General features: G+C 69.7%; 15 protein-coding genes and 2 tRNA genes. All 17 read right to left on the bottom strand.

All coding sequences use genetic code 11. From position 1 onward, the window contains the following. Nucleotides 1-2 precede the first annotated feature (2 nt). Nucleotides 3-614 (bottom strand): hypothetical protein, encoded by a 612-nt coding sequence (locus ACFWPT_RS09450; RefSeq protein WP_380480759.1) that lies wholly within the window; start codon nt 612-614, stop codon nt 3-5. Nucleotides 615-785: 171 nt separating this feature from the next. Continuing rightward, nucleotides 786-1466: a response regulator transcription factor gene (locus ACFWPT_RS09445; RefSeq protein ID WP_063348943.1), complete on the bottom strand. Its 681-nt coding sequence runs from the start codon at nt 1464-1466 to the stop codon at nt 786-788. Then, nucleotides 1463-2650: a sensor histidine kinase gene (locus ACFWPT_RS09440; protein WP_063348942.1), complete on the bottom strand. Its 1188-nt coding sequence runs from the start codon at nt 2648-2650 to the stop codon at nt 1463-1465. The genes ACFWPT_RS09445 and ACFWPT_RS09440 overlap by 4 nt, the downstream gene beginning before the upstream one ends. A 355-nt stretch (nt 2651-3005) precedes the next feature. Continuing rightward, nucleotides 3006-3079 (bottom strand) — tRNA-Met (locus ACFWPT_RS09435). 142 nt (nt 3080-3221) lie between these two features. After that, entirely contained in the window at nt 3222-7115 is a 3894-nt protein-coding gene (locus ACFWPT_RS09430; protein ID WP_380369599.1) for a DNA-directed RNA polymerase subunit beta', read from the bottom strand. A gap of 98 nt (nt 7116-7213) precedes the next feature. After that, nucleotides 7214-10690: a DNA-directed RNA polymerase subunit beta gene (gene rpoB, locus ACFWPT_RS09425; protein WP_063348939.1), complete on the bottom strand. Its 3477-nt coding sequence runs from the start codon at nt 10688-10690 to the stop codon at nt 7214-7216. Between the two features lie 721 nt (nt 10691-11411). Beyond that, nucleotides 11412-11795, bottom strand: coding sequence for a 50S ribosomal protein L7/L12 (rplL, locus tag ACFWPT_RS09420; protein ID WP_208869184.1), 384 nt, complete (start codon nt 11793-11795; stop codon nt 11412-11414). An 84-nt stretch (nt 11796-11879) separates the two neighbouring features. Further along, a complete protein-coding gene (gene rplJ / locus ACFWPT_RS09415; protein WP_063348937.1) occupies nt 11880-12443 on the bottom strand; it encodes a 50S ribosomal protein L10 in 564 nt (187 codons plus the stop codon). A 365-nt stretch (nt 12444-12808) separates the two neighbouring features. Further along, nucleotides 12809-13672: a hypothetical protein gene (locus tag ACFWPT_RS09410; protein WP_380480757.1), complete on the bottom strand. Its 864-nt coding sequence runs from the start codon at nt 13670-13672 to the stop codon at nt 12809-12811. A gap of 72 nt (nt 13673-13744) precedes the next feature. Further along, nucleotides 13745-13927, bottom strand: a complete 183-nt coding sequence (locus ACFWPT_RS09405) for a hypothetical protein (protein ID WP_380480755.1) — start codon at nt 13925-13927, stop codon at nt 13745-13747. Between the two features lie 39 nt (nt 13928-13966). Further along, nucleotides 13967-14788 (bottom strand): hypothetical protein, encoded by an 822-nt coding sequence (locus ACFWPT_RS09400; RefSeq protein WP_380369605.1) that lies wholly within the window; start codon nt 14786-14788, stop codon nt 13967-13969. 111 nt (nt 14789-14899) lie between these two features. Further along, on the bottom strand, nt 14900-15685 hold the full coding sequence (locus tag ACFWPT_RS09395; protein WP_380480753.1) for a hypothetical protein: 786 nt from the start codon (nt 15683-15685) through the stop codon (nt 14900-14902). Nucleotides 15686-15856: 171 nt separating this feature from the next. Beyond that, nucleotides 15857-16579, bottom strand: coding sequence for a 50S ribosomal protein L1 (gene rplA / locus ACFWPT_RS09390; protein ID WP_063348932.1), 723 nt, complete (start codon nt 16577-16579; stop codon nt 15857-15859). A gap of 77 nt (nt 16580-16656) precedes the next feature. Then, the gene (rplK, locus tag ACFWPT_RS09385; RefSeq protein WP_063348931.1) at nt 16657-17091 is read right to left on the bottom strand and encodes a 50S ribosomal protein L11; all 435 of its coding nucleotides are present in this window, start codon (nt 17089-17091) and stop codon (nt 16657-16659) included. A gap of 165 nt (nt 17092-17256) precedes the next feature. Next, the gene (gene nusG / locus ACFWPT_RS09380; protein WP_380480751.1) at nt 17257-18204 is read right to left on the bottom strand and encodes a transcription termination/antitermination protein NusG; all 948 of its coding nucleotides are present in this window, start codon (nt 18202-18204) and stop codon (nt 17257-17259) included. Between the two features lie 212 nt (nt 18205-18416). Next, on the bottom strand, nt 18417-18776 hold the full coding sequence (gene secE, locus ACFWPT_RS09375) for a preprotein translocase subunit SecE (RefSeq protein ID WP_063348930.1): 360 nt from the start codon (nt 18774-18776) through the stop codon (nt 18417-18419). A 147-nt stretch (nt 18777-18923) separates the two neighbouring features. Next, nucleotides 18924-18996: transfer RNA gene (locus ACFWPT_RS09370), tRNA-Trp, on the bottom strand. Between the last annotated feature and the right edge of the window lie 206 nt (nt 18997-19202).

Below are 19202 nucleotides of genomic sequence, written 5' to 3'. Positions count from 1 at the left end.
GGTCAGGCCAGCACCGGGCGGGGCCCGGCGGCGCGGCGGGCCAGCGGGGCCAGCGCCGCCAGGTAGCAGACCGCGGCCACCGGGATCAGCGCCAGGTCGGCCCCCGAGGCGGCGGTGCCGACCAGCATCAGCACCGGGCTCCACCAGGGCAGCGTCCGGGCCGCACCCACCGCGGCGGCGACCAGCAGGACCAGCAGGCCGACGTAGAACAGCAGCGGGCCGATCTGGTAGACCGCCGGCAGCACCCCGGGGACACCCTGGACGCGGTCGAACATCCGCGACTGCCCGGCCTTGTCCGCCGCCGCCAGGCCGACGTACAGATCGATCCCGATCTGCACCAGCGAGGCCGCCAGGCCGGCGAACGCCGTCCCGAGCGCGGCACCGGCCGCGAGCCGCCCGGCCGTGGTGCCGCGCGGGGCGAGCAGCCCGCGCAGGGCGAGCAGGACCGGGGCGAACAGCAGCAGCCCGGCGAACATCGCGGTGTGGCCGACCGTCCAGCCGAGGCCGGGCTCCCGGGAGCCCGGGATCAGCCGGATCCCCCCGTAGAGGGCCATCAGGGCGGGGGCGCCGACGACGACGTAGGCGGTGCGGCGGTTCTCCTGCGGGGTGTTCATCCGACGATCTCCTGTGGTGATCCGCGGCCCCGGCAGGTAGCTGGTGGCCCGTGGTCCGTTCCGACACCACAGATGCTGTCCGCCGCACCCCTCGTCGCGGATCGCCCGCACCGGCGAACCCGCCGCCTCCCCCGCACGGGGGAGCCACGCGCAGGGCCCCGCGCGAGGGCCCTACGCCTCCCCCGCCACCACCGCACCGGCCTCGTACGCGAACACCACCGCGTGCACCCGGTCCCGCAGCCCCAGCTTGCTCAGCACATTGCTGACGTGCGTCTTCACCGTGTGCTCGCTGACCACCAGCTCGGCCGCGATCTCCGCGTTGGAGAGCCCGCGCGCCAGCAGCCGCAGGGTCTCCTGCTCACGCAGGGTGAGCTGCTCCAGCAGCTTGGACGGCGGCCGCAGCGCCCGCTCGGGCGAGCCCGGGCGGCGGGCGGCGAACTCGCCGATCAGCCGCCTGGTCACCGAGGGCGCGAGCAGCGCCTCCCCGGAGGCCACCATCCGCACCCCGTGCGCCAGGTCGTCCCGCCGGACGTCCTTGAGCAGGAAGCCGCTGGCGCCCGCGTACAGCGCGTCGAAGACGTAGTCGTCGGCGTCGAAGGTGGTCAGCATGATCACCTTGGTGGACGGGAACTCGGCGCAGACCCGGCGGGCCGCCTCCAGCCCGTCCATGACCGGCATCCGGACGTCCAGCAGCAGGACGTCCGGGCCGTGGGCGCGGACCGCCTCGACCGCCTCGGCGCCGTCGCAGGCCTCGGCCACCACCTCGATGTCGGGCTGCGCGTCCAGGATCATCCCGAACCCCGCCCGCACCAGCTCCTGGTCGTCCGCGACGACCACCCGAATCGGCTTCATCCGCCCGCCTTCTCCACCACGCCCGCCACCCCCAACGGCAGCCGGGCACTCACCAGGAAGCCCTTGCCCTCCGGTCCGGGTCCGGCCTCGGCCCGCCCGCCGCAGGCCGCCGCCCGCTCCCGGATGCCGACCAGCCCGCGGCCGCCGGACCAGCCGTTCACCACGCCGCCGACGGTCACCGGCAGCCCGCGCCCGTTGTCGGACACCACGACCTCCAGGGTGTCCCCGGACCGCCGCACCCGGACCGCCACCCGGTCGGCGCCGGAGTGCTTGACCGTGTTGGTCAGCGCCTCCTGCACGATCCGGTACGCCGCGGCCTGGAGGTCGGCGGGCACCGCGCCCAGCCCGTCGGCCAGTTCGAGCTCCACCGCCGGTCCGGCCCGGCGCACCCGCTCGGCCACGTCGGCGAGTTCGGCCAGCCGGGGCTGCGGGGCCAGCTCAGGACCGGCCCCCTCCTCCTTCAGCACTCCGAGGACGCGCCGCAGTTGGACCATCGCGTCGCGGCCCGCGTCGGCAATGGTGTCGAAGGCGCGGATCGCCCGGTCCGGGTTGGCGTGCACCACCAGCGGCCCGGCCTCGGCCTGGATGATCATCAGCGAGACGGCGTGCGCCAGGATGTCGTGCATCTCCCGGGCGATCCGGGCCCGCTCCTCCACCACCGCACGGCCCGCCTCACTGGCCGCCCGTTCCCCCGCCTCGCGGGCCCGCTCGGCCTCCAGCCGGGCCAGCCGCCGCTGGGCGCGCACCAGCGAGCCGAAGACGAACGAGCCGACCGAGGTGAGCAGGCTGAACAGCATGCCGTTGGGCGAGTGGGTGCCGATCACGTTGGCGACCACCACCACCGCCAGCACCGTCCAGCGCTGCCGGTCCGGGGAGCGCTCCGCCACCGTGTAGATGCCGATCACACCGGCCAGCGGCACCTGCGGACTCGCCGAGTGCGCCACCACGGACAGCGTCATGAAGGCCACGCTGCCCGCCGCCAGCGCGGCCAGCGGCGCCCGGCGCCGCCAGGGCAGCGACAGCGAGGTGGACACCGCCACCAGGTAGACCCACCACGGCCAGGCCCTGTCGTCGTTGCCGACCGCCCAGACCGAGATCCCGGCCGATGCCACGGCCAGCAGCGAGTCCAGCACGTACGGACTCAGCCCGGCCGACCAGCTCCGCCAGCGCGCCGCTCGCACCACCGCAGCCCCTCCCCCGTGTCCGGGGGCGCCGCCCCCGCGGAGAAGATCATGCCCTACCGGCAGGACCTCCGGAACGGCCCGGTCAGACACCGTCGACCGGCACTGCGCCGGCGCCCGAACGCACCGCCCCCGTGATCGCCTCCGCGCCCGGTACCCGCTTCATGCCCGGCCCCCTTCGAAAGCCCCGTCGTCCCGACACGCGAAGCCTGCCCCGGCCGCCCCCTCCCCCGCCTCCCCCACCGGAGCGGTTCCGGCCCCTCCCCCGCACGAGGGAGGGGCCGCTCACGGGAACGACTCCCGGAAACGACGAAGGGCCCGGAGGCTTGATGCCTCCGGGCCCTTCGTTGCTACTGAGTAGCGGGGACAGGATTTGAACCTGCGACCTCTGGGTTATGAGCCCAGCGAGCTACCGAGCTGCTCCACCCCGCGTCGGTAAACACGACTCTACGCGACTTCTGCCAGGGAACCTAATCGCTGCCCCGCAGACCCCCCGACCCCGGGCCGCGCAGCAGGAACGCCGCAGGGCGGCCACCCCGCGAGGGGTGACCGCCCTGACAGCCGAACGTCGGACTCAGCCGGTGTACGGGCCGTAGTCGTAGTCGTCCAGCGGGACCGCCTGGCCGGAGCCGGCGCCGAAGGGCGACAGGTCGTAGTCGTCGTAGCCGACGGCCGAGTACATCGCGGCCTTGGCCTCTTCGGTCGGCTCGACCCGGATGTTGCGGTAGCGGGGAAGACCCGTACCGGCCGGGATGAGCTTACCGAGGATGACGTTCTCCTTGAGGCCCAGCAGCGGGTCCGACTTGGCGTGGATCGCCGCGTCGGTGAGGACCCGGGTCGTCTCCTGGAAGGAGGCGGCCGACAGCCAGGACTCGGTGGCCAGCGAGGCCTTGGTGATACCCATCAGCTGCGGACGGCCGGAGGCGGGGTGACCACCCTCGGCGACCACGCGACGGTTCTCCGTCTCGAAGCGGCCGCGCTCGACGAGCTCGCCCGGGAGCAGCTCGGCGTCGCCCGACTCGATGATCGTCACGCGGCGGAGCATCTGCCGGATGATGATCTCGATGTGCTTGTCGTGGATCGACACACCCTGCGAGTTGTAGACCTTCTGGACCTCGGCGACCAGGTGGATCTGGACGGCACGCTGGCCCATGATGCGCAGGACGTCGTGCGGGTTGGTGGCACCCATGGTCAGCTTCTGGCCGACCTCGACCGCCTCGCCCTCGCTGACCAGCAGCTTCACACGCTTGGAGACGGGGTAGGCGATCTCCTCGCTGCCGTCGTCCGGGGTGATGACGAGCTTGCGGGTCTTCTCGGTGTCCTCGATCCGCGCCCGGCCGGTGGCCTCCGAGATCGGGGCCACACCCTTGGGGGTACGGGCCTCGAAGAGCTCGACGACACGCGGCAGACCCTGGGTGATGTCGTCACCGGCCACACCACCGGTGTGGAAGGTACGCATCGTCAGCTGGGTGCCGGGCTCACCGATGGACTGGGCGGCGATGATGCCGACCGCCTCACCGATGTCGACCAGCTTGCCGGTGGCCAGCGAACGCCCGTAGCAGAAGGCGCAGGTGCCGACGGCCGACTCGCAGGTCAGGATCGAGCGGGTCTTGACCTCGCCGATGCCGTGGCGGATCAGCTCGTCGATCAGCACGTCACCGAGGTCGGTGTTGGCGGTGGCAAGGAGCTTGCCGTCCACCGTGATGTCCTCGGCGAGCATGCGGGCGTACACGCTGGTCTCGACGTCGTCGGCCTTGCGCAGCACGCCGTCCGCGCCGACGGTGCCGATCGCCAGCTTCAGGCCGCGCTCGGTACCGCAGTCCTCCTCGCGAATGATGACGTCCTGGGAGACGTCGACCAGACGACGGGTGAGGTAGCCGGAGTCGGCGGTACGGAGGGCGGTGTCCGCCAGACCCTTACGGGCACCGTGGGTGGAGATGAAGTACTCCAGCACGGTGAGACCCTCACGGAACGACGCCTTGATGGGTCGCGGGATGGTCTCGTTCTTGGCGTTCGACACCAGACCACGCATACCGGCGATCTGGCGCATCTGCATCATGTTTCCACGAGCACCCGAGTCGACCATCATGAAGATGGGGTTCGTCTTCGGGAAGTTCTCGTTCATGGCCTCGGCGACCTCGTTGGTCGCCTGGGTCCAGATGCCGATGAGCTCCTGCTTGCGCTCGTCGTTGGTGATCAGGCCGCGCTCGTACTGACGCTGGACCTTCTCCGCCTTCGCCTCGTAGCCCTCGAGGATCTGGGGCTTGTTCGGCGGGACGACGACGTCGGAGATCGAGACGGTGACACCCGAGCGGGTCGACCAGTGGAAACCGGACGCCTTCAGGTTGTCCAGGGTCGCCGCGACGACGACCTTGGGGTAGCGCTCCGCCAGGTCGTTGACGATCGCGGAGAGCTGCTTCTTGCCCACCTCGTAGTCGACGAACGGGTAGTCCTCGGGCAGCAGCTCGTTGAAGAGCGCGCGGCCCAGGGTGGTGGTCAGACGGAACGGCTCGCCGTCGAACCAGGCCGTCTGGCCCTCCTCGTCCACCGGCGGGGTCCAGCCGCGCGGCGGGACGGTGCCGGCCGGCAGGCGCAGCTCGATCGGGGCCTGGACGTCCAGCTCGCGGGCGTCGAAGGCCATGACGGCCTCGGCGGTCGAGGAGAAGGAACGGCCACCGCCCTTCACCGTCTCCCGGTCCGAGGTCAGGAAGAACAGACCGAGCACCATGTCCTGGGTCGGCATGGTGACGGGGCGACCGTCGGCCGGCTTCAGGATGTTGTTCGAGGACAGCATCAGGATGCGGGCCTCGGCCTGCGCCTCCGCGGAGAGCGGCAGGTGGACGGCCATCTGGTCGCCGTCGAAGTCCGCGTTGAACGCGGTGCAGACGAGCGGGTGGATCTGGATGGCCTTGCCCTCGACCAGCTGGGGCTCGAAGGCCTGGATGCCGAGGCGGTGCAGGGTGGGCGCACGGTTCAGCAGGACGGGGTGCTCGGCGATGACCTCTTCGAGCACGTCCCACACGACCGGGCGGGCACGCTCGACCATGCGCTTGGCCGACTTGATGTTCTGCGCGTGGTTCAGGTCGACCAGGCGCTTCATCACGAACGGCTTGAAGAGCTCCAGCGCCATGGCCTTGGGCAGACCGCACTGGTGCAGCTTGAGCTGCGGGCCGACGACGATGACCGAACGGGCCGAGTAGTCGACGCGCTTGCCGAGCAGGTTCTGGCGGAAACGACCCTGCTTGCCCTTCAGCATGTCGCTGAGGGACTTCAGCGGGCGGTTGCCCGGGCCGGTGACCGGACGGCCGCGACGGCCGTTGTCGAACAGGGCGTCGACGGCCTCCTGGAGCATGCGCTTCTCGTTGTTCACGATGATCTCGGGCGCGCCGAGGTCGAGAAGCCGCTTCAGGCGGTTGTTGCGGTTGATCACGCGGCGGTACAGGTCGTTCAGGTCGGAGGTCGCGAAGCGGCCACCGTCCAGCTGCACCATCGGACGCAGGTCCGGCGGGATGACCGGGACGCAGTCCAGCACCATGCCGTTGGGCTTGTTGGTGGTCTGCAGGAACGCGGAGACGACCTTGAGGCGCTTCAGCGCACGGGTCTTCTTCTGGCCCTTGCCGGTGCGGATGATCTCGCGCAGGCGCTCGGACTCCTCCGCCAGGTCGAAGGTCTCGAGGCGGTCCTTGAGGGCCGCCGCGCCCATCGAGCCGGAGAAGTAGGTGCCGAAGCGGTCGCGCAGCTCGCGGTAGAGCAGCTCGTCGCCCTCGAGGTCCTGGACCTTGAGGTTCTTGAAGCGGGCCCACACCTCGTCGAGGCGGTCGAGCTCGCGCTGCGCGCGGTCGCGCAGCTGCTTCATCTCGCGCTCGGCGCCCTCGCGCACCTTGCGGCGCACGTCGGCCTTGGCGCCCTCGGCCTCCAGCTCGGCCAGGTCGGTCTCGGCCTTCTTGGCACGGGCCTCGAGGTCGGAGTCGCGGCGGTTCTCGATCTGCTGGCGCTCGACCGAGACGTGCGCCTCCAGGGACGGCAGGTCGCGCTGGCGGCGCTCGTCGTCGACCCAGGTGATCATGTAGGCGGCGAAGTAGATGACCTTCTCGAGGTCCTTCGGCGCCAGGTCGAGCAGGTAGCCCAGGCGGGACGGCACGCCCTTGAAGTACCAGATGTGGGTGACCGGGGCGGCCAGCTCGATGTGGCCCATCCGCTCACGGCGCACCTTGGCGCGGGTCACCTCGACGCCGCAGCGCTCACAGATGATGCCCTTGAAGCGGACGCGCTTGTACTTACCGCAGTAGCACTCCCAGTCCCGGGTGGGGCCGAAGATCTTCTCGCAGAAGAGTCCGTCCTTTTCGGGCTTCAGGGTGCGGTAGTTGATGGTCTCCGGCTTCTTGACCTCGCCGTGCGACCACTGGCGGATGTCGTCGGCGGTGGCCAGGCCGATGCGGAGCTCGTCGAAGAAGTTGACGTCAAGCACTGGTCGTCAAGCCCTCTTTCGTAAGTCGAGAGTCGTTCATGTGGTCTGAGGGGGGCCTGGGGGCGGGCCGGCTGCTCGGGCAGCCGGCCCAACCTCCGTCAGACCTCTTCGACGCTGCTCGGCTCGCGCCGGGACAGGTCAATGCCGAGCTCCTCGGCGGCGCGGAACACGTCCTCGTCGGAGTCCCGCATCTCGATGGACTGGCCGTCCGAGGACAGCACCTCCACGTTGAGGCAGAGCGACTGCATTTCCTTGATGAGGACCTTGAAGGACTCGGGAATGCCGGGCTCGGGGATGTTCTCGCCCTTGACGATGGCCTCGTAGACCTTCACACGGCCGAGGACGTCGTCGGACTTGATGGTGAGCAGCTCCTGCAGCGCGTAAGCAGCGCCGTACGCCTCAAGGGCCCACACCTCCATCTCACCGAAGCGCTGACCACCGAACTGCGCCTTACCACCGAGCGGCTGCTGGGTGATCATCGAGTACGGACCGGTCGAACGGGCGTGCAGCTTGTCGTCGACCAGGTGGTGCAGCTTGAGGATGTACATGTAGCCGACCGAGACCGGCATCGGGAACGGCTCGCCGGAGCGGCCGTCGAACAGCCGGGCCTTGCCGGTGGAGTTCACCAGGCGCTCACCGTCACGGGTGAGGGTGGTGTTGTCCAGCAGGCCGGTGATCTCGTCCTCGCGGGCGCCGTCGAAGACCGGGGTGGCGAGGTTGGTGCCGCCCTGGACGGTGTCGGCGCCGATCGCCTGGAGGCGCTGGGCCCACTCGTCGGCGAGGCCGGAGACGTCCCAGCCCTGCTTGGCGAGCCACCCGAGGTGGATCTCCAGGACCTGTCCCGGGTTCATTCGGGACGGGACACCCAGCGGGTTGAGGATGATGTCGACCGGGGTGCCGTCCTCCAGGAACGGCATGTCCTCGACCGGCAGGATCTTCGAGATGACGCCCTTGTTGCCGTGACGGCCGGCGAGCTTGTCACCGTTGGTGATCTTGCGCTTCTGGGCCACGTAGACGCGGACCAGCTGGTTCACGCCCGGGGGCAGCTCGTCGCCCTCTTCGCGGTCGAAGACGCGGACGCCGATGACCTTGCCGGACTCACCGTGCGGCACCTTCAGCGAGGTGTCGCGGACCTCACGGGCCTTCTCACCGAAGATCGCGCGGAGCAGGCGCTCCTCCGGGGTCAGCTCGGTCTCACCCTTGGGCGTGACCTTGCCGACCAGGATGTCGCCGGTGACGACGTCGGCGCCGATGCGGATGATGCCGCGCTCGTCGAGGTCGGCGAGGACCTCCTCGGAGACGTTCGGGATGTCCCGGGTGATCTCCTCGGGGCCGAGCTTGGTGTCACGGGCGTCGACCTCGTGCTCCTCGATGTGGATCGAGGAGAGGACGTCGTCCTGCACGAGGCGCTGCGACAGGATGATCGCGTCCTCGTAGTTGTGACCCTCCCACGACATGAACGCCACGAGCAGGTTCTTGCCGAGGGCCATCTCGCCCTCGTCGGTGCACGGGCCGTCGGCCAGCACCTGACCGGACTCGACCCGGGCGCCCTCGTCCACGAGCACCTTCTGGTTGAAGGCGGTGCCCTGGTTGGAGCGGGTGAACTTGGCGGCGCGGTACGTGGTGTACGTGCCGTCGTCGTTGGCGACGGTGACGTAGTCGGCCGAGACCTCCTGGACGACACCGGCCTTCTCGGCGGTGATGACGTCCGCGGCGTCGACGGCGCAGCGGTACTCCATGCCGGTACCGACCAGCGGAGCCTCGCTCTTCAGCAGCGGCACCGCCTGGCGCATCATGTTCGAGCCCATGAGCGCGCGGTTGGCGTCGTCGTGCTCGAGGAACGGGATCATGGCGGTCGCGACCGACACCATCTGGCGCGGCGAGACGTCCATGTAGTCGATCTCGGTGCCCGGGATGTAGTCGATCTCGCCGCCACGGCGGCGGACCAGGACACGCGGCTCGGCGAAGGTCAGCTCCGCCGTCAGCGGGGCGTTGGCCTGCGCGATGACGTAGCGGTCCTCCTCGTCGGCCGTGAGGTAGTCGACCTGCTCCGTGACGACACCCTCGATGACCTTGCGGTACGGGGTCTCGATGAAGCCGAAGGCGTTGACCCGGCCGTACGAGGCCAGCGACCCGATCAGACCGATGTTCGGGCCTTCGGGGGTCTCGATCGGACACATGCGCCCGTAGTGCGAGGGGTGCACGTCACGGACCTCGAAGCCGGCGCGCTCACGGGAGAGACCACCGGGGCCGAGGGCGGACAGACGGCGCTTGTGGGTCAGGCCCGACAGCGGGTTCGTCTGGTCCATGAACTGCGACAGCTGGCTGGTGCCGAAGAACTCCTTGATGGAGGCGACGACCGGCCGGATGTTGATCAGAGTCTGCGGCGTGATCGCCTCGACGTCCTGGGTGGTCATGCGCTCGCGCACGACGCGCTCCATACGGGCGAGACCCGTACGGACCTGGTTCTGGATGAGCTCGCCGACGTTGCGCAGGCGACGGTTGCCGAAGTGGTCGATGTCGTCGACCTCGACCACGATGTCGCGACCGGTCTGGTCGTTCCACTCGGTCTCACCGGCGTGCAGCTTCACCAGGTACTTGATCGCACCGATGATGTCGGGCTCGGTGAGCACGCCGGAGTCCAGCGACTCGGCGTTGCCCAGCTTCCGGTTGACCTTGTAGCGGCCCACCTTGGCGAGGTCGTAGCGCTTCGGGTTGAAGTACAGGTTCTCCAGAAGCGTCTGCGCGGCCTCGCGCGTCGGCGGCTCGCCAGGACGCAGCTTGCGGTAGATGTCCAGAAGCGCGTCGTCCTGGCCCTGGGTGTGGTCCTTCTCCAGGGTGTTGCGCATGGACTCGTACTCGCCGAACTCCTCGAGAATCATCTCGTTGGTCCAGCCGAGCGCCTTGAGCAGCACGGTGACGGACTGCTTGCGCTTGCGGTCGATGCGGACGCCGACCATGTCGCGCTTGTCGATCTCCATCTCCAGCCAGGCACCACGCGAGGGGATGACCTTGCAGGAGTAGATGTCCTTGTCGGACACCTTGTCCAGGGTGGAGTCGAAGTACACGCCCGGGGAGCGGACCAGCTGCGACACGACGACACGCTCGGTGCCGTTGATCACGAACGTGCCCTTGTGGGTCATGAGCGGGAAGTCGCCCATGAAGACCGTCTGAGACTTGATCTCACCGGTCTCGTTGTTGGTGAACTCGGCCGTGACGAAGAGCGGAGCCGCGAACGTGAAGTCGCGGTCCTTGCACTCGTCAATCGAGTTCTTCGGCGGCTCGAAACGGTGGTCGCGGAAGGTCAGCGACATCGACCCACTGAAGTCCTCGATCGGGGAGATCTCCTCGAAGATCTCCTCCAGACCGGACTTGGTGGGGACGTCCTGACCGTTCTCCAGCGCCGCCTCGACCCGGGACTTCCAGGCCGCATTGCCGAGCAGCCAGTCAAAGCTCTCGGTCTGCAGGGCCAGGAGGTTGGGGACCTCGAGGGGCTCCTTGATCTTCGCGAAGGAGACGCGGAGCGGGGCGGTGGATGCGGCGGAATTGTTCGAGGCGTTGCGCGGCGCGGCCAAGAGGGGGGTCCTTCCGAGGGCTCGGAGCTCACTACGCGCGTACCAGCCGGGCCTTCACGGGCTTGGTCCCGCCTCCCTCGCCACTGGCCTCCGCCGGGATCGGAATCCCAGGTCAGAGCCGCTTTGCGGAGGCGATGCCAGACCCCTTCAGGGCAACGCAAACTCCGGGCGACGAGTCACGGAGCAGCTAACAGGCAGCGCAAAGGGACAGTGTAGCCAAAGGGCACACTGCTGTCCAGCTCTGATTCGGAAACCGAATCGGAGACTCCTCCCGGTAGCCGGCGGACGCGAACGCCCACCGGGTACTGCACCGGCCCGGGCACTGCCCGGGCCCCATAACTCACGTGGAGTCATTTCCCGCCTGAGCCACTGGTTATGCATCCAGTGGCAAACCAACCGGGCGGACTCGCGCCTTGAGAATCGCGCGCCTCGCCGGGTTCGTCAAGGGCCCGCAGGCGGTGCGGACCTCGACCCGTCCATCGGCCGGACGCCCCCCGGCGTTACAGAAGCCGTGGTGGGGGCCACCGTCGATGACGGTGATCACCATACCCGTCCGCACCGACGCTGCCGAGTGGGCTCTCGGCCACACCGGCGCGTCCCGGCCGCGGAGCGGTCCCAGGGCCGTCCAGGGCCGCCCAGGGCCGGAAACGCGAAAAAGCCGGGCCGACCACCCACAAGGGTGATCGGCCCGGCTTCAGGCCCCCTCAGAGGGGGCGAGAAGTCACTTGACGGTGACCTTGGCGCCGGCACCCTCGAGGGCGGCCTTGGCCTTCTCGGCAACGTCCTTGGCAACCTTCTCCAGGACCTTGGCACCAGCGGTGTCAACGAGGTCCTTGGCCTCCTTCAGGCCGAGGGAGGTCAGGGTGCGCACCTCCTTGATGACCTGGATCTTCTTGTCGCCGGCACCATCGAGGATGACGTCGAACTCGTCCTGCTCCTCGACGGCCTCAACGGCGGCCGGGCCACCGGCGGCGGCAACGGCGACCGGGGCGGCGGCGGTGACGTCGAACTTCTCCTCGAAGGCCTTCACGAAGCCAGCGAGCTCGATGAGGGTGAGGTCCTCGAACTGCGCGAGCAGCTCGTCCTGGGACAGCTTCGCCATGATGGCGTCCTTCCACTAAATCGGCAGGTGATGCCGTATGTACGGGTGGGGCGGGCACGGGCCCGCAGCGAGGCGTGAGCCTGCCGATTACTCGGCGGCGGCGTCCTCGGCGGCGGGAGCCGGCGTACCGGCACCGCCCTGCTCGACCTTGTCGCGCAGCGCGTCCACAGTGCGGACGAGCTTCGACGGCAGGGCCTGGAAGAGCGCGGCAGCCTGGGACTGCTTGGCCTTCAGGGCACCCGCCAGCTTGGCGAGCAGCACCTCGCGGGACTCGAGGTCCGCGAGCTTCTTGATCTCATCGGCGGACAGCGCCTTACCGTCAAGGACACCGCCCTTGATGATGAGAGCGGGGTTCTCCTTGGCGAAGTCACGCAGAGCCTTCGCCGACTCCACCGGGTCACCGGTGACGAAGGCGACAGCCGTCGGACCGTTGAACAGGTCGTCGAGCTCCGAAATCCCGGCCTCGTTGGCCGCGATCTTGGTCAGCGTGTTCTTCACCACGGCGTACTCGGCGTTCTCGCCGAGCGAGCGACGCAGGGTCTTGACCTGCTTCACCGAGAGACCGCGGTACTCGGTCAGCAGCGCCGCGGAGGAGCCACGGAACTTGTCCGTGATCTCGGCGACGGCAGCAGCCTTGTCGGGCCTTGCCATAGGCTTACGCCTCCTTCCGTGATGTCGAAATCCGGCCGACCGCGAAAGTCGACCATTCACGCCTCGAACCAACCGGACGGAAGGAAAGCCTGCGGAAAGCAGATGAGCCCCGATGCGCAGGGCGCACGGGGCTCGAAACGACCTCAACGGATGTTCGCGTGAACGCGGACCCGGAAGTCGAAGCTCCAGACACACCTGCGCGGGCTGCCTGCGACGAAGCGCAGATCCTTCGGCCACCGAATCCCTCGCGAGCACGGTGACAACCAGCGGTCTTTGGCTTCGGTAACAGTAACCGGACTCCGCCGTCCGGGGCAAATCGCCCCTGAACGGCCGATGCCCGCCGGGCCGGCCGCGCCGGACGGGGCTCAGCGGGCCAGCGGGGAGACCGTCCGGGGCCCGGTGTCCACGGTGTCCGTCTCGGCCGGGGCCTGCACCGAGAGCAGGGCGCCGGCGAAGTCGGAGTAGAGCACCGAGTCGTCCGCCCGGCCGCTGTCACCGCTGCCGGTGCGCTGGAGCCGGACCAGCTGGTCCTTGTCGTTGAGCCAGAGGTCCACGGTGAGCGAGATCGAGCCGCCGGGGGCCAGCGCGGCCCGCAGGCCGTCCCGGCGGGCCTGGGTCAGCTGGGTCTGGGCGGCGGCGTAGCGCTCGGCGGTGGTGGTGATCCGGTAGTGCTCGACCGTCGAGTCGTCGAACCTCTCCTCGCCGATGAACCGGGGGTCCACCCCGTCGGCGGTGGCGGCGGCCAGCGCCTCGACCGGGTTCAGCAGGTCGATCAGCCCCGCGTACGGGACCTCCCGGTGGCCGTCCGGGTCCGGCGGGACGGAGAAGCGCTCCCAGTGCCGGCCGCCCTGGCGGGCCGCGGTGGCGGCGTCACCGCCCTGGTAGGCGACGGTGTCCACGACGATCAGCTGCTCGGCGTCGGCCGGGGTGGAGCGCTTGATCTGGAGCGCCGTCTTGGGCTGCCAGAACAGCGGCCCGGCCCCGGCGTCCGCGCCCAGCCGGTAGCTGACCTTGGCCCGGCGGGCGGTCTGCATCGCCAGCTGGGCGGAGACCAGGACGCCGTGCGGCGAGCGGTCGCTGGGCTTGGCCGCCTCGGTCGACGAGGAACTGGTCGGGGTCGGGCTGCCGGAGGGCGTGGACGGCGCGCCGCCGCCCCCGCCGCATCCGGCCAGCCCGCTCGCCAGCAGGACGACCGCGGCCAACACCGCCAACCGCCGTCGTCCCGCCATCGTCTGGTCCCCTCTCGCCCGGGCGCCGCGTCGGCGGCTTTCGTTCCGGCCACCTTGCCACCCTGACCCGGATCAGCCGGTGGCGCCCCCCTTGCCGAGCTTCGCCAGCTCGGCCGGTTCCACCGTGTCGGCCGCCTCCGGCACCGCGGCGGTGACCGGCGTGCCGTAGTCCGAGTAGAGGACCGTGGACTTGAACGCGCCCGCCTTGGTGTCGCCCGTCGCGCTCCGCTGGACGACCACCTGGTCGGCGTCCACCCAGAGGCCTCGTCGGCTCCGGTGCGCGGGCTCGGCGGATCAGCCGAGCAGTTTGAGGAGGTCGGTCTCGCTGCCGAGGTCGGTGGCGGCGGGGGCGTCGATCTTCGCGGCCTTGCCGAGGTCCGCGTACTTGACGGTGACGGCGTCGTGCTCGCCGTTCTTGTCCCCGTACTCCTGGTACTGGACGAGTTCCTGCCGGCCGTTGAGCCAGAAGTCGATGGTGAGGGTCCTGCCGTCCTCTTCCAGGGACTTCTGGACGGCCGTGCGCTGGCCGGCCGTGAGCGCCGGCATGGCGGCCACCATGGCGGAGGCCTCCTCGACCGCCCGCAGGTGGGTGACCTGGACGCCGTCGAGGCTCTCCTGGCCGACCTTGGCGGGCTTGCCGCTCTGCGCGGCGAGCCCGAGCTGGGCGACCGGGTTGAGCAGCTGGCTCATCAGCAGGACGCCGTTGCCGAGTTCGTTCGAGGCGGGCAGCTTGATCCAGTGCTTGCCGCCCATGGCGGCGGCCTCGCTGTCGCCGCCGCCGAGGTAGCCGTCGGTCCCGATCACCCGGAACCGGATCTTCTTGGTCTCGACCTCGCCCGTCAGGTCGACGGCCGCCCGGTTCGGGTCCTTCCAGTCGGCGTCGCCGCTGCCCGCGGTGTGGGTCGAGCCGTCCGGGGAGATCATGGTGACCTTGCCGTTGCCGGCCTTCTGCATCACCAGGGCGGAGGCGGCCAGCGCGGCCTTGGGGTCTCCGGTGAGCGCCGCGGCCGCCGCGTCGCCGCTCTTGGCGTCGCCGCCCTTGCTGCCGCAGGCGGTGACGGCACCGAGCAGCACGGCCGCGATGGCGACGGTCGAGGCGAGGCGCGCAGCGCGCATGGAGTCCCCCGTGAGATCCGAACGATCCGATGAAGAACCGATTTTCGGCTTCTTCTCACGCGGACTCTAACGGATCGCCAGATCCCCCACGCGCCGGACAGCCCCCTCCCGTCACCCGGCTTCGACAGGGGGCGCGTCGCCTTCTCCGGGGGTCGAGACATCCGTCGTGGTCACCGTGGTGCCGTCGCTCCCCCGGGCCGTCTCACGCAGCCGCAGCAGCCGCTCGTCGGGCCCGACCCAGACGTCGTAACCGATCGCCGACACCCCTCGCCGGCCGTACCAGTCGACCACCGCGGCGAGTCGTGCCGGGGTCAACTCCTGGTCCGCGCCGAAGTATTCGGCCACCGGCGTGGAGCCCTGGTAGTGCGCCACGGTCATCCCGGCCAGCTGCTCGCCGCCGAGCGAGCCGAGCTTCCCGGCCTGCGCGATCTTGTACGCGCGGCTGCCCGGGTTGGTGACCAGTGCGGTCATCCAGCCACCCGCGTAGCCGCCCGGGCCGGTGGTCGCCCGCGGATCGAGCGACTCGGCGCCGTCCCGGTCCGCGTGCTTGGGCGGGGCGCCCTGGTAGCTGAGGTCGAGTGCGCCGTCCCGCAGGGTCAGCTGCCCGGTGCCCTGCTCGTCGGTGACGCTCAGGGCGCCCTCGTCCCGGGTGCCCCAGACCAGGGTGCCGCTCGCGGTGCGGCGGCCGGCCGGGCTCTCCTCGACCACGTCGATCCGGGCGCCGCCGGCGTCGTCCAGCGCCTGGGCGGCGGCGAGCACCACCTGCCGGGGCGGGACGGGGGCGGGGTCGCCGTCGGGGGTGCGGGTTCCCGGGGCGGCCAGCAGGCTGCACCCGGTGGTGGCACCGATCAGCAGCAGGGCGGCCACCGCGGCGGCGGGGCGAAGGGTGGGCGGCACGGCACGCTCCGACGGTCACACGTTCTGCACATGATCTGACCGGCAGAGCGTACGACGCTTCGGGCAACCGTTCCCATCCACCCCTGTCCCGATCCGGAAACGACGGCGGGCCCGCACCCCCGGTGAAGGGGGTACGGGCCCGTCGTACGGACTGCTTCAGAGCCGATCGGCTCAGACCGCGGCCGGGTCCTCTTCGACGAAGAGGTTGCGGGTGCGGTTCGGGTCCACGGGGATGCCGGGGCCGATCGTGGTGCTGATGGCGGTCTTCTTGATGTAGCGGCCCTTGGCGGCGGACGGCTTGGCGCGGAGCACCTCGTCCAGCGCGGCGGCGTAGTTCTCGACCAGCTGCTCGTCGGTGAAGGAGGCCTTACCGATGATGAAGTGCAGGTTCGAGTGCTTGTCGACGCGGAACTCGATCTTGCCGCCCTTGATGTCGTTGACAGCCTTGGCGACGTCCGGGGTCACGGTGCCGGTCTTCGGGTTCGGCATCAGACCACGGGGACCGAGCACGCGGCCGAGGCGGCCGACCTTGCCCATGAGGTCCGGGGTGGCGACGACGGCGTCGAAGTCCAGGCGGCCCTTGGCGACCTCGTTGATCAGCTCGTCGGAGCCGACGATGTCGGCGCCCGCAGCACGCGCGGCCTCGGCACGGTCACCGGTCGCGAAGACCAGGACCCGAGCGGTCTTACCGGTGCCGTGCGGGAGGATCACGGTGCTGCGGACCATCTGGTCGGCCTTGCGCGGGTCGACGCCCAGACGCATGGCGACCTCGACGGTGCCGTCGAACTTGGTGGTGCTGGTCGCCTTGGCGAGGCGGATGGCCTCGAGGGGGGCGTAGAGGCGGTCGCGGTCGACCTGAGCGTCCGCGGCCTTCAGAGCCTTGCTGCGCTTCACTGCTGCTCCTGAATGGTGATGGGAGTCGTGGTATCACGGGCCTGCGCAGGCCCTACCACAGGGACGAAAAGAGCTGGTCAGCCCTCGACGGTGATGCCCATCGACCGGGCGGTGCCGGCGATGATCTTCTCCGCCGCGTCCAGGTCGTTGGCGTTCAGGTCGGGCATCTTGGTGGTGGCGATGTCGCGGACCTGGGCGCTGGTGAGCTTGGCGACCTTGGTCTTGTGCGGCTCGCTGGAGCCCTTGTCCACACCGGCGGCCTTCAGGATGAGGCGCGCGGCCGGCGGCGTCTTCGTGATGAAGGTGAAGGAACGGTCGTCGTAGACCGTGATCTCCACCGGCACGATCATGCCGCGCTGCGACTCGGTCGCGGCGTTGTAGGCCTTGCAGAACTCCATGATGTTGACGCCGTGCTGGCCCAGCGCGGGGCCGACCGGCGGCGCCGGGTTGGCCGCACCGGCGTTGATCTGGAGCTTGATAAGCCCCGTGACCTTCTTCTTCTTGGGAGGCATGTCTCTCCGGGTCCTTCCGAGAGGTGAGTGCTGGTGTGTGCGGAACCGGGGCGACACCCGGCCGCCAACACACACATCGAACCAGGCTAACGCCTTAGCGCCGCTGGACCAAAACGGATCCGGGGCAGGGCCCTCGGCCCCGCCCCGGATCCGAAGATTGTGGGACTAGTTCTTCTGGATCTGGTCGAAGGAGAGCTCGACCGGGGTCTCCCGGCCGAAGATCTCGACCAGGCCCTTGACCTTCTTCGAGTCGGGGTTGATCTCGTTGATGGTCGCCTGCAGCGTCGCGAACGGACCGTCGGTGACGGTGACCGAGTCGCCGACCTCAAAGTCCAGCACCTGGATCTCGCTCGGCTTGATCGGCGAGGGCTTGCCGGCCTCCTTGGCCGCCTGGCGCTCGACGTCCGGGGCGAGCATCTTGACGACCTCGTCCAGGGTCAGCGGGTACGGGTCGTAGGCGTTGCCGACGAAGCCGGTGACACCGGGGGTGTTGCGCACGACGCCCCAGGATTCGGGGGTGAGGTCCATGCGCACCAGGACGTAGCCGGGGAGCTTGTTCTGGCGGATGGTCTTGCGGTCGCCGTTCTTGATCTGGACGACCTCCTCCTGCGGCACCTCGGCCTGGAAGATGTACTCCTCGACGTTCAGCGAGACGGCGCGCTGCTCCAGGTTCTGCTTCACCCGGTTCTCGTAGCCGGCGTAGGTGTGGATCACGTACCACTCGCCCGGCATGAAGCGCAGGTCCTCGCGGAACTTGGCGACCGGGTCGACCTCGACGGTCTCCTCAGCCTCGGTCTCCTCAGCCTCGGCCTCCTCGGCGTCGGCGTCCTCGGCGTCGGCGTCCTCGGCGTCGGCCTCGGTCTCCTCGGCGTCGGCCTCGGTCTCCTCGGCGGCGGGCTCCACGTCGTCCTCCACGTGCAGCGCCGCCTCCTCGGCGGGCTCGCCGGCCTCGGCCTCGTCGTGCGCCTCGACCTCGTCCTCGTCGCCGTCCACGGCGTCAACGATCTGCTCGGCGGACTCGGCTTCGTCAGCCAGCTCGGCCGCGTCCAGCTCGGCGGCGACATCCGCCTCGCGGACGGTCTCGTCGGCGTCGTACAGGGGGGACTCAGACACGGTGGCTGCTTCTTTCCTGGAGATGGTGAAGGTGGCGCGCTCCGGGGCCGGCTCCGGCGGGCTGCCGCTCGCGCGGGCGCCAGGAGAGGACTCGGAGACTTCAACAGTACCGAGTCCACGGTAGCGGCCGCGTACGTCCGGCGCAGACAGCACGACCCGGGCCGAAGATTCGGCCCGGGTCGGGAGACTGCTACGGAGGTGGGACGGCCAGGTCAGCCGAAGACCAGGAGGCTCAGCTTGGAGAGGCCGTAGTCGAGGCCGGCCACGAAGCCCATCACGACCACCACGAACACGACGACGACGGTCGTGTACTGGGTGAGCTCGCTGCGGGTGGGCCAGACGACCTTGCGCAGCTCGGCGATGATCTGGCGGTAGAACAGGCCGATTCGGGCGAACGGGCCCATCTTGCCGCGCTTGCCGGACTTCTTGTCACCGGCGCGGGCGGCGCGCTTGCGCTCGCGGCGCGAGAGCGACTTGTCCTCGCCCTCCGCGGGCGTGGTGTCGGCAGCGCCGTCGGCCCCCTCGGGGTTGCCGCTCTCAGGCGTTGCGGTGGAGCCCGTGGTCTCCGTCACTCGTCCTCACCTGAATCCGGGTCCGGCCGAGCGGCTCGCGCCCGATGGGGCACGAACGGCCGGCTACAAGCGGTGCTGATTCGGAGCCCTCTCCGCATCAAGCCCGCTCGCTCTGCGGAGCGAACGGGCTGAAAACGGATCAAGCAGCAGGGCAAGAGGGACTTGAACCCCCAACCGCCGGTTTTGGAGACCGGTGCTCTACCAATTGAGCTATTGCCCTACGGGGTCTCGCGACTCCGTAGCGACCAACCTACCGCATCTCCCCCCGCTGTCTGCACAGCTGGTGAAGCTCCGGTTCTTTTTCGGCGGGCCGTCGAGCAGTGAGCATACGTGGTCGAGGGGTGTTTGGTCGAACCTCTTCTTCCGGGGGCACCGGTTGTCCGGCATATGTCCGGCATGCCCGCATGATCACCGGCGGATCGGCGG

Source organism: Kitasatospora sp. NPDC058478 (assembly GCF_042720345.1).
GTDB lineage: Bacteria > Actinomycetota > Actinomycetes > Streptomycetales > Streptomycetaceae > Kitasatospora.
The sequence above is the reverse complement of the archived record's forward strand: the minus strand, read 5'-3'. Positions and strand labels throughout refer to the sequence as shown.

Bases quoted from the DNA above. Each gene is read 5' to 3' on its own strand.
- ACFWPT_RS09450 (WP_380480759.1), bottom strand. From the start codon at position 614: ATGAACACCCCGCAGGAGAACCGCCGCACCGCCTACGTCGTCGTCGGC.
- ACFWPT_RS09445 (WP_063348943.1), bottom strand. From the start codon at position 1,466: ATGAAGCCGATTCGGGTGGTCGTCGCGGACGACCAGGAGCTGGTGCGG.
- rplJ (WP_063348937.1), bottom strand. From the start codon at position 12,443: ATGGCAAGGCCCGACAAGGCTGCTGCCGTCGCCGAGATCACGGACAAG.
- ACFWPT_RS09410 (WP_380480757.1), bottom strand. From the start codon at position 13,672: ATGGCGGGACGACGGCGGTTGGCGGTGTTGGCCGCGGTCGTCCTGCTG.
- ACFWPT_RS09400 (WP_380369605.1), bottom strand. From the start codon at position 14,788: ATGCGCGCTGCGCGCCTCGCCTCGACCGTCGCCATCGCGGCCGTGCTG.
- rplK (WP_063348931.1), bottom strand. From the start codon at position 17,091: ATGCCTCCCAAGAAGAAGAAGGTCACGGGGCTTATCAAGCTCCAGATC.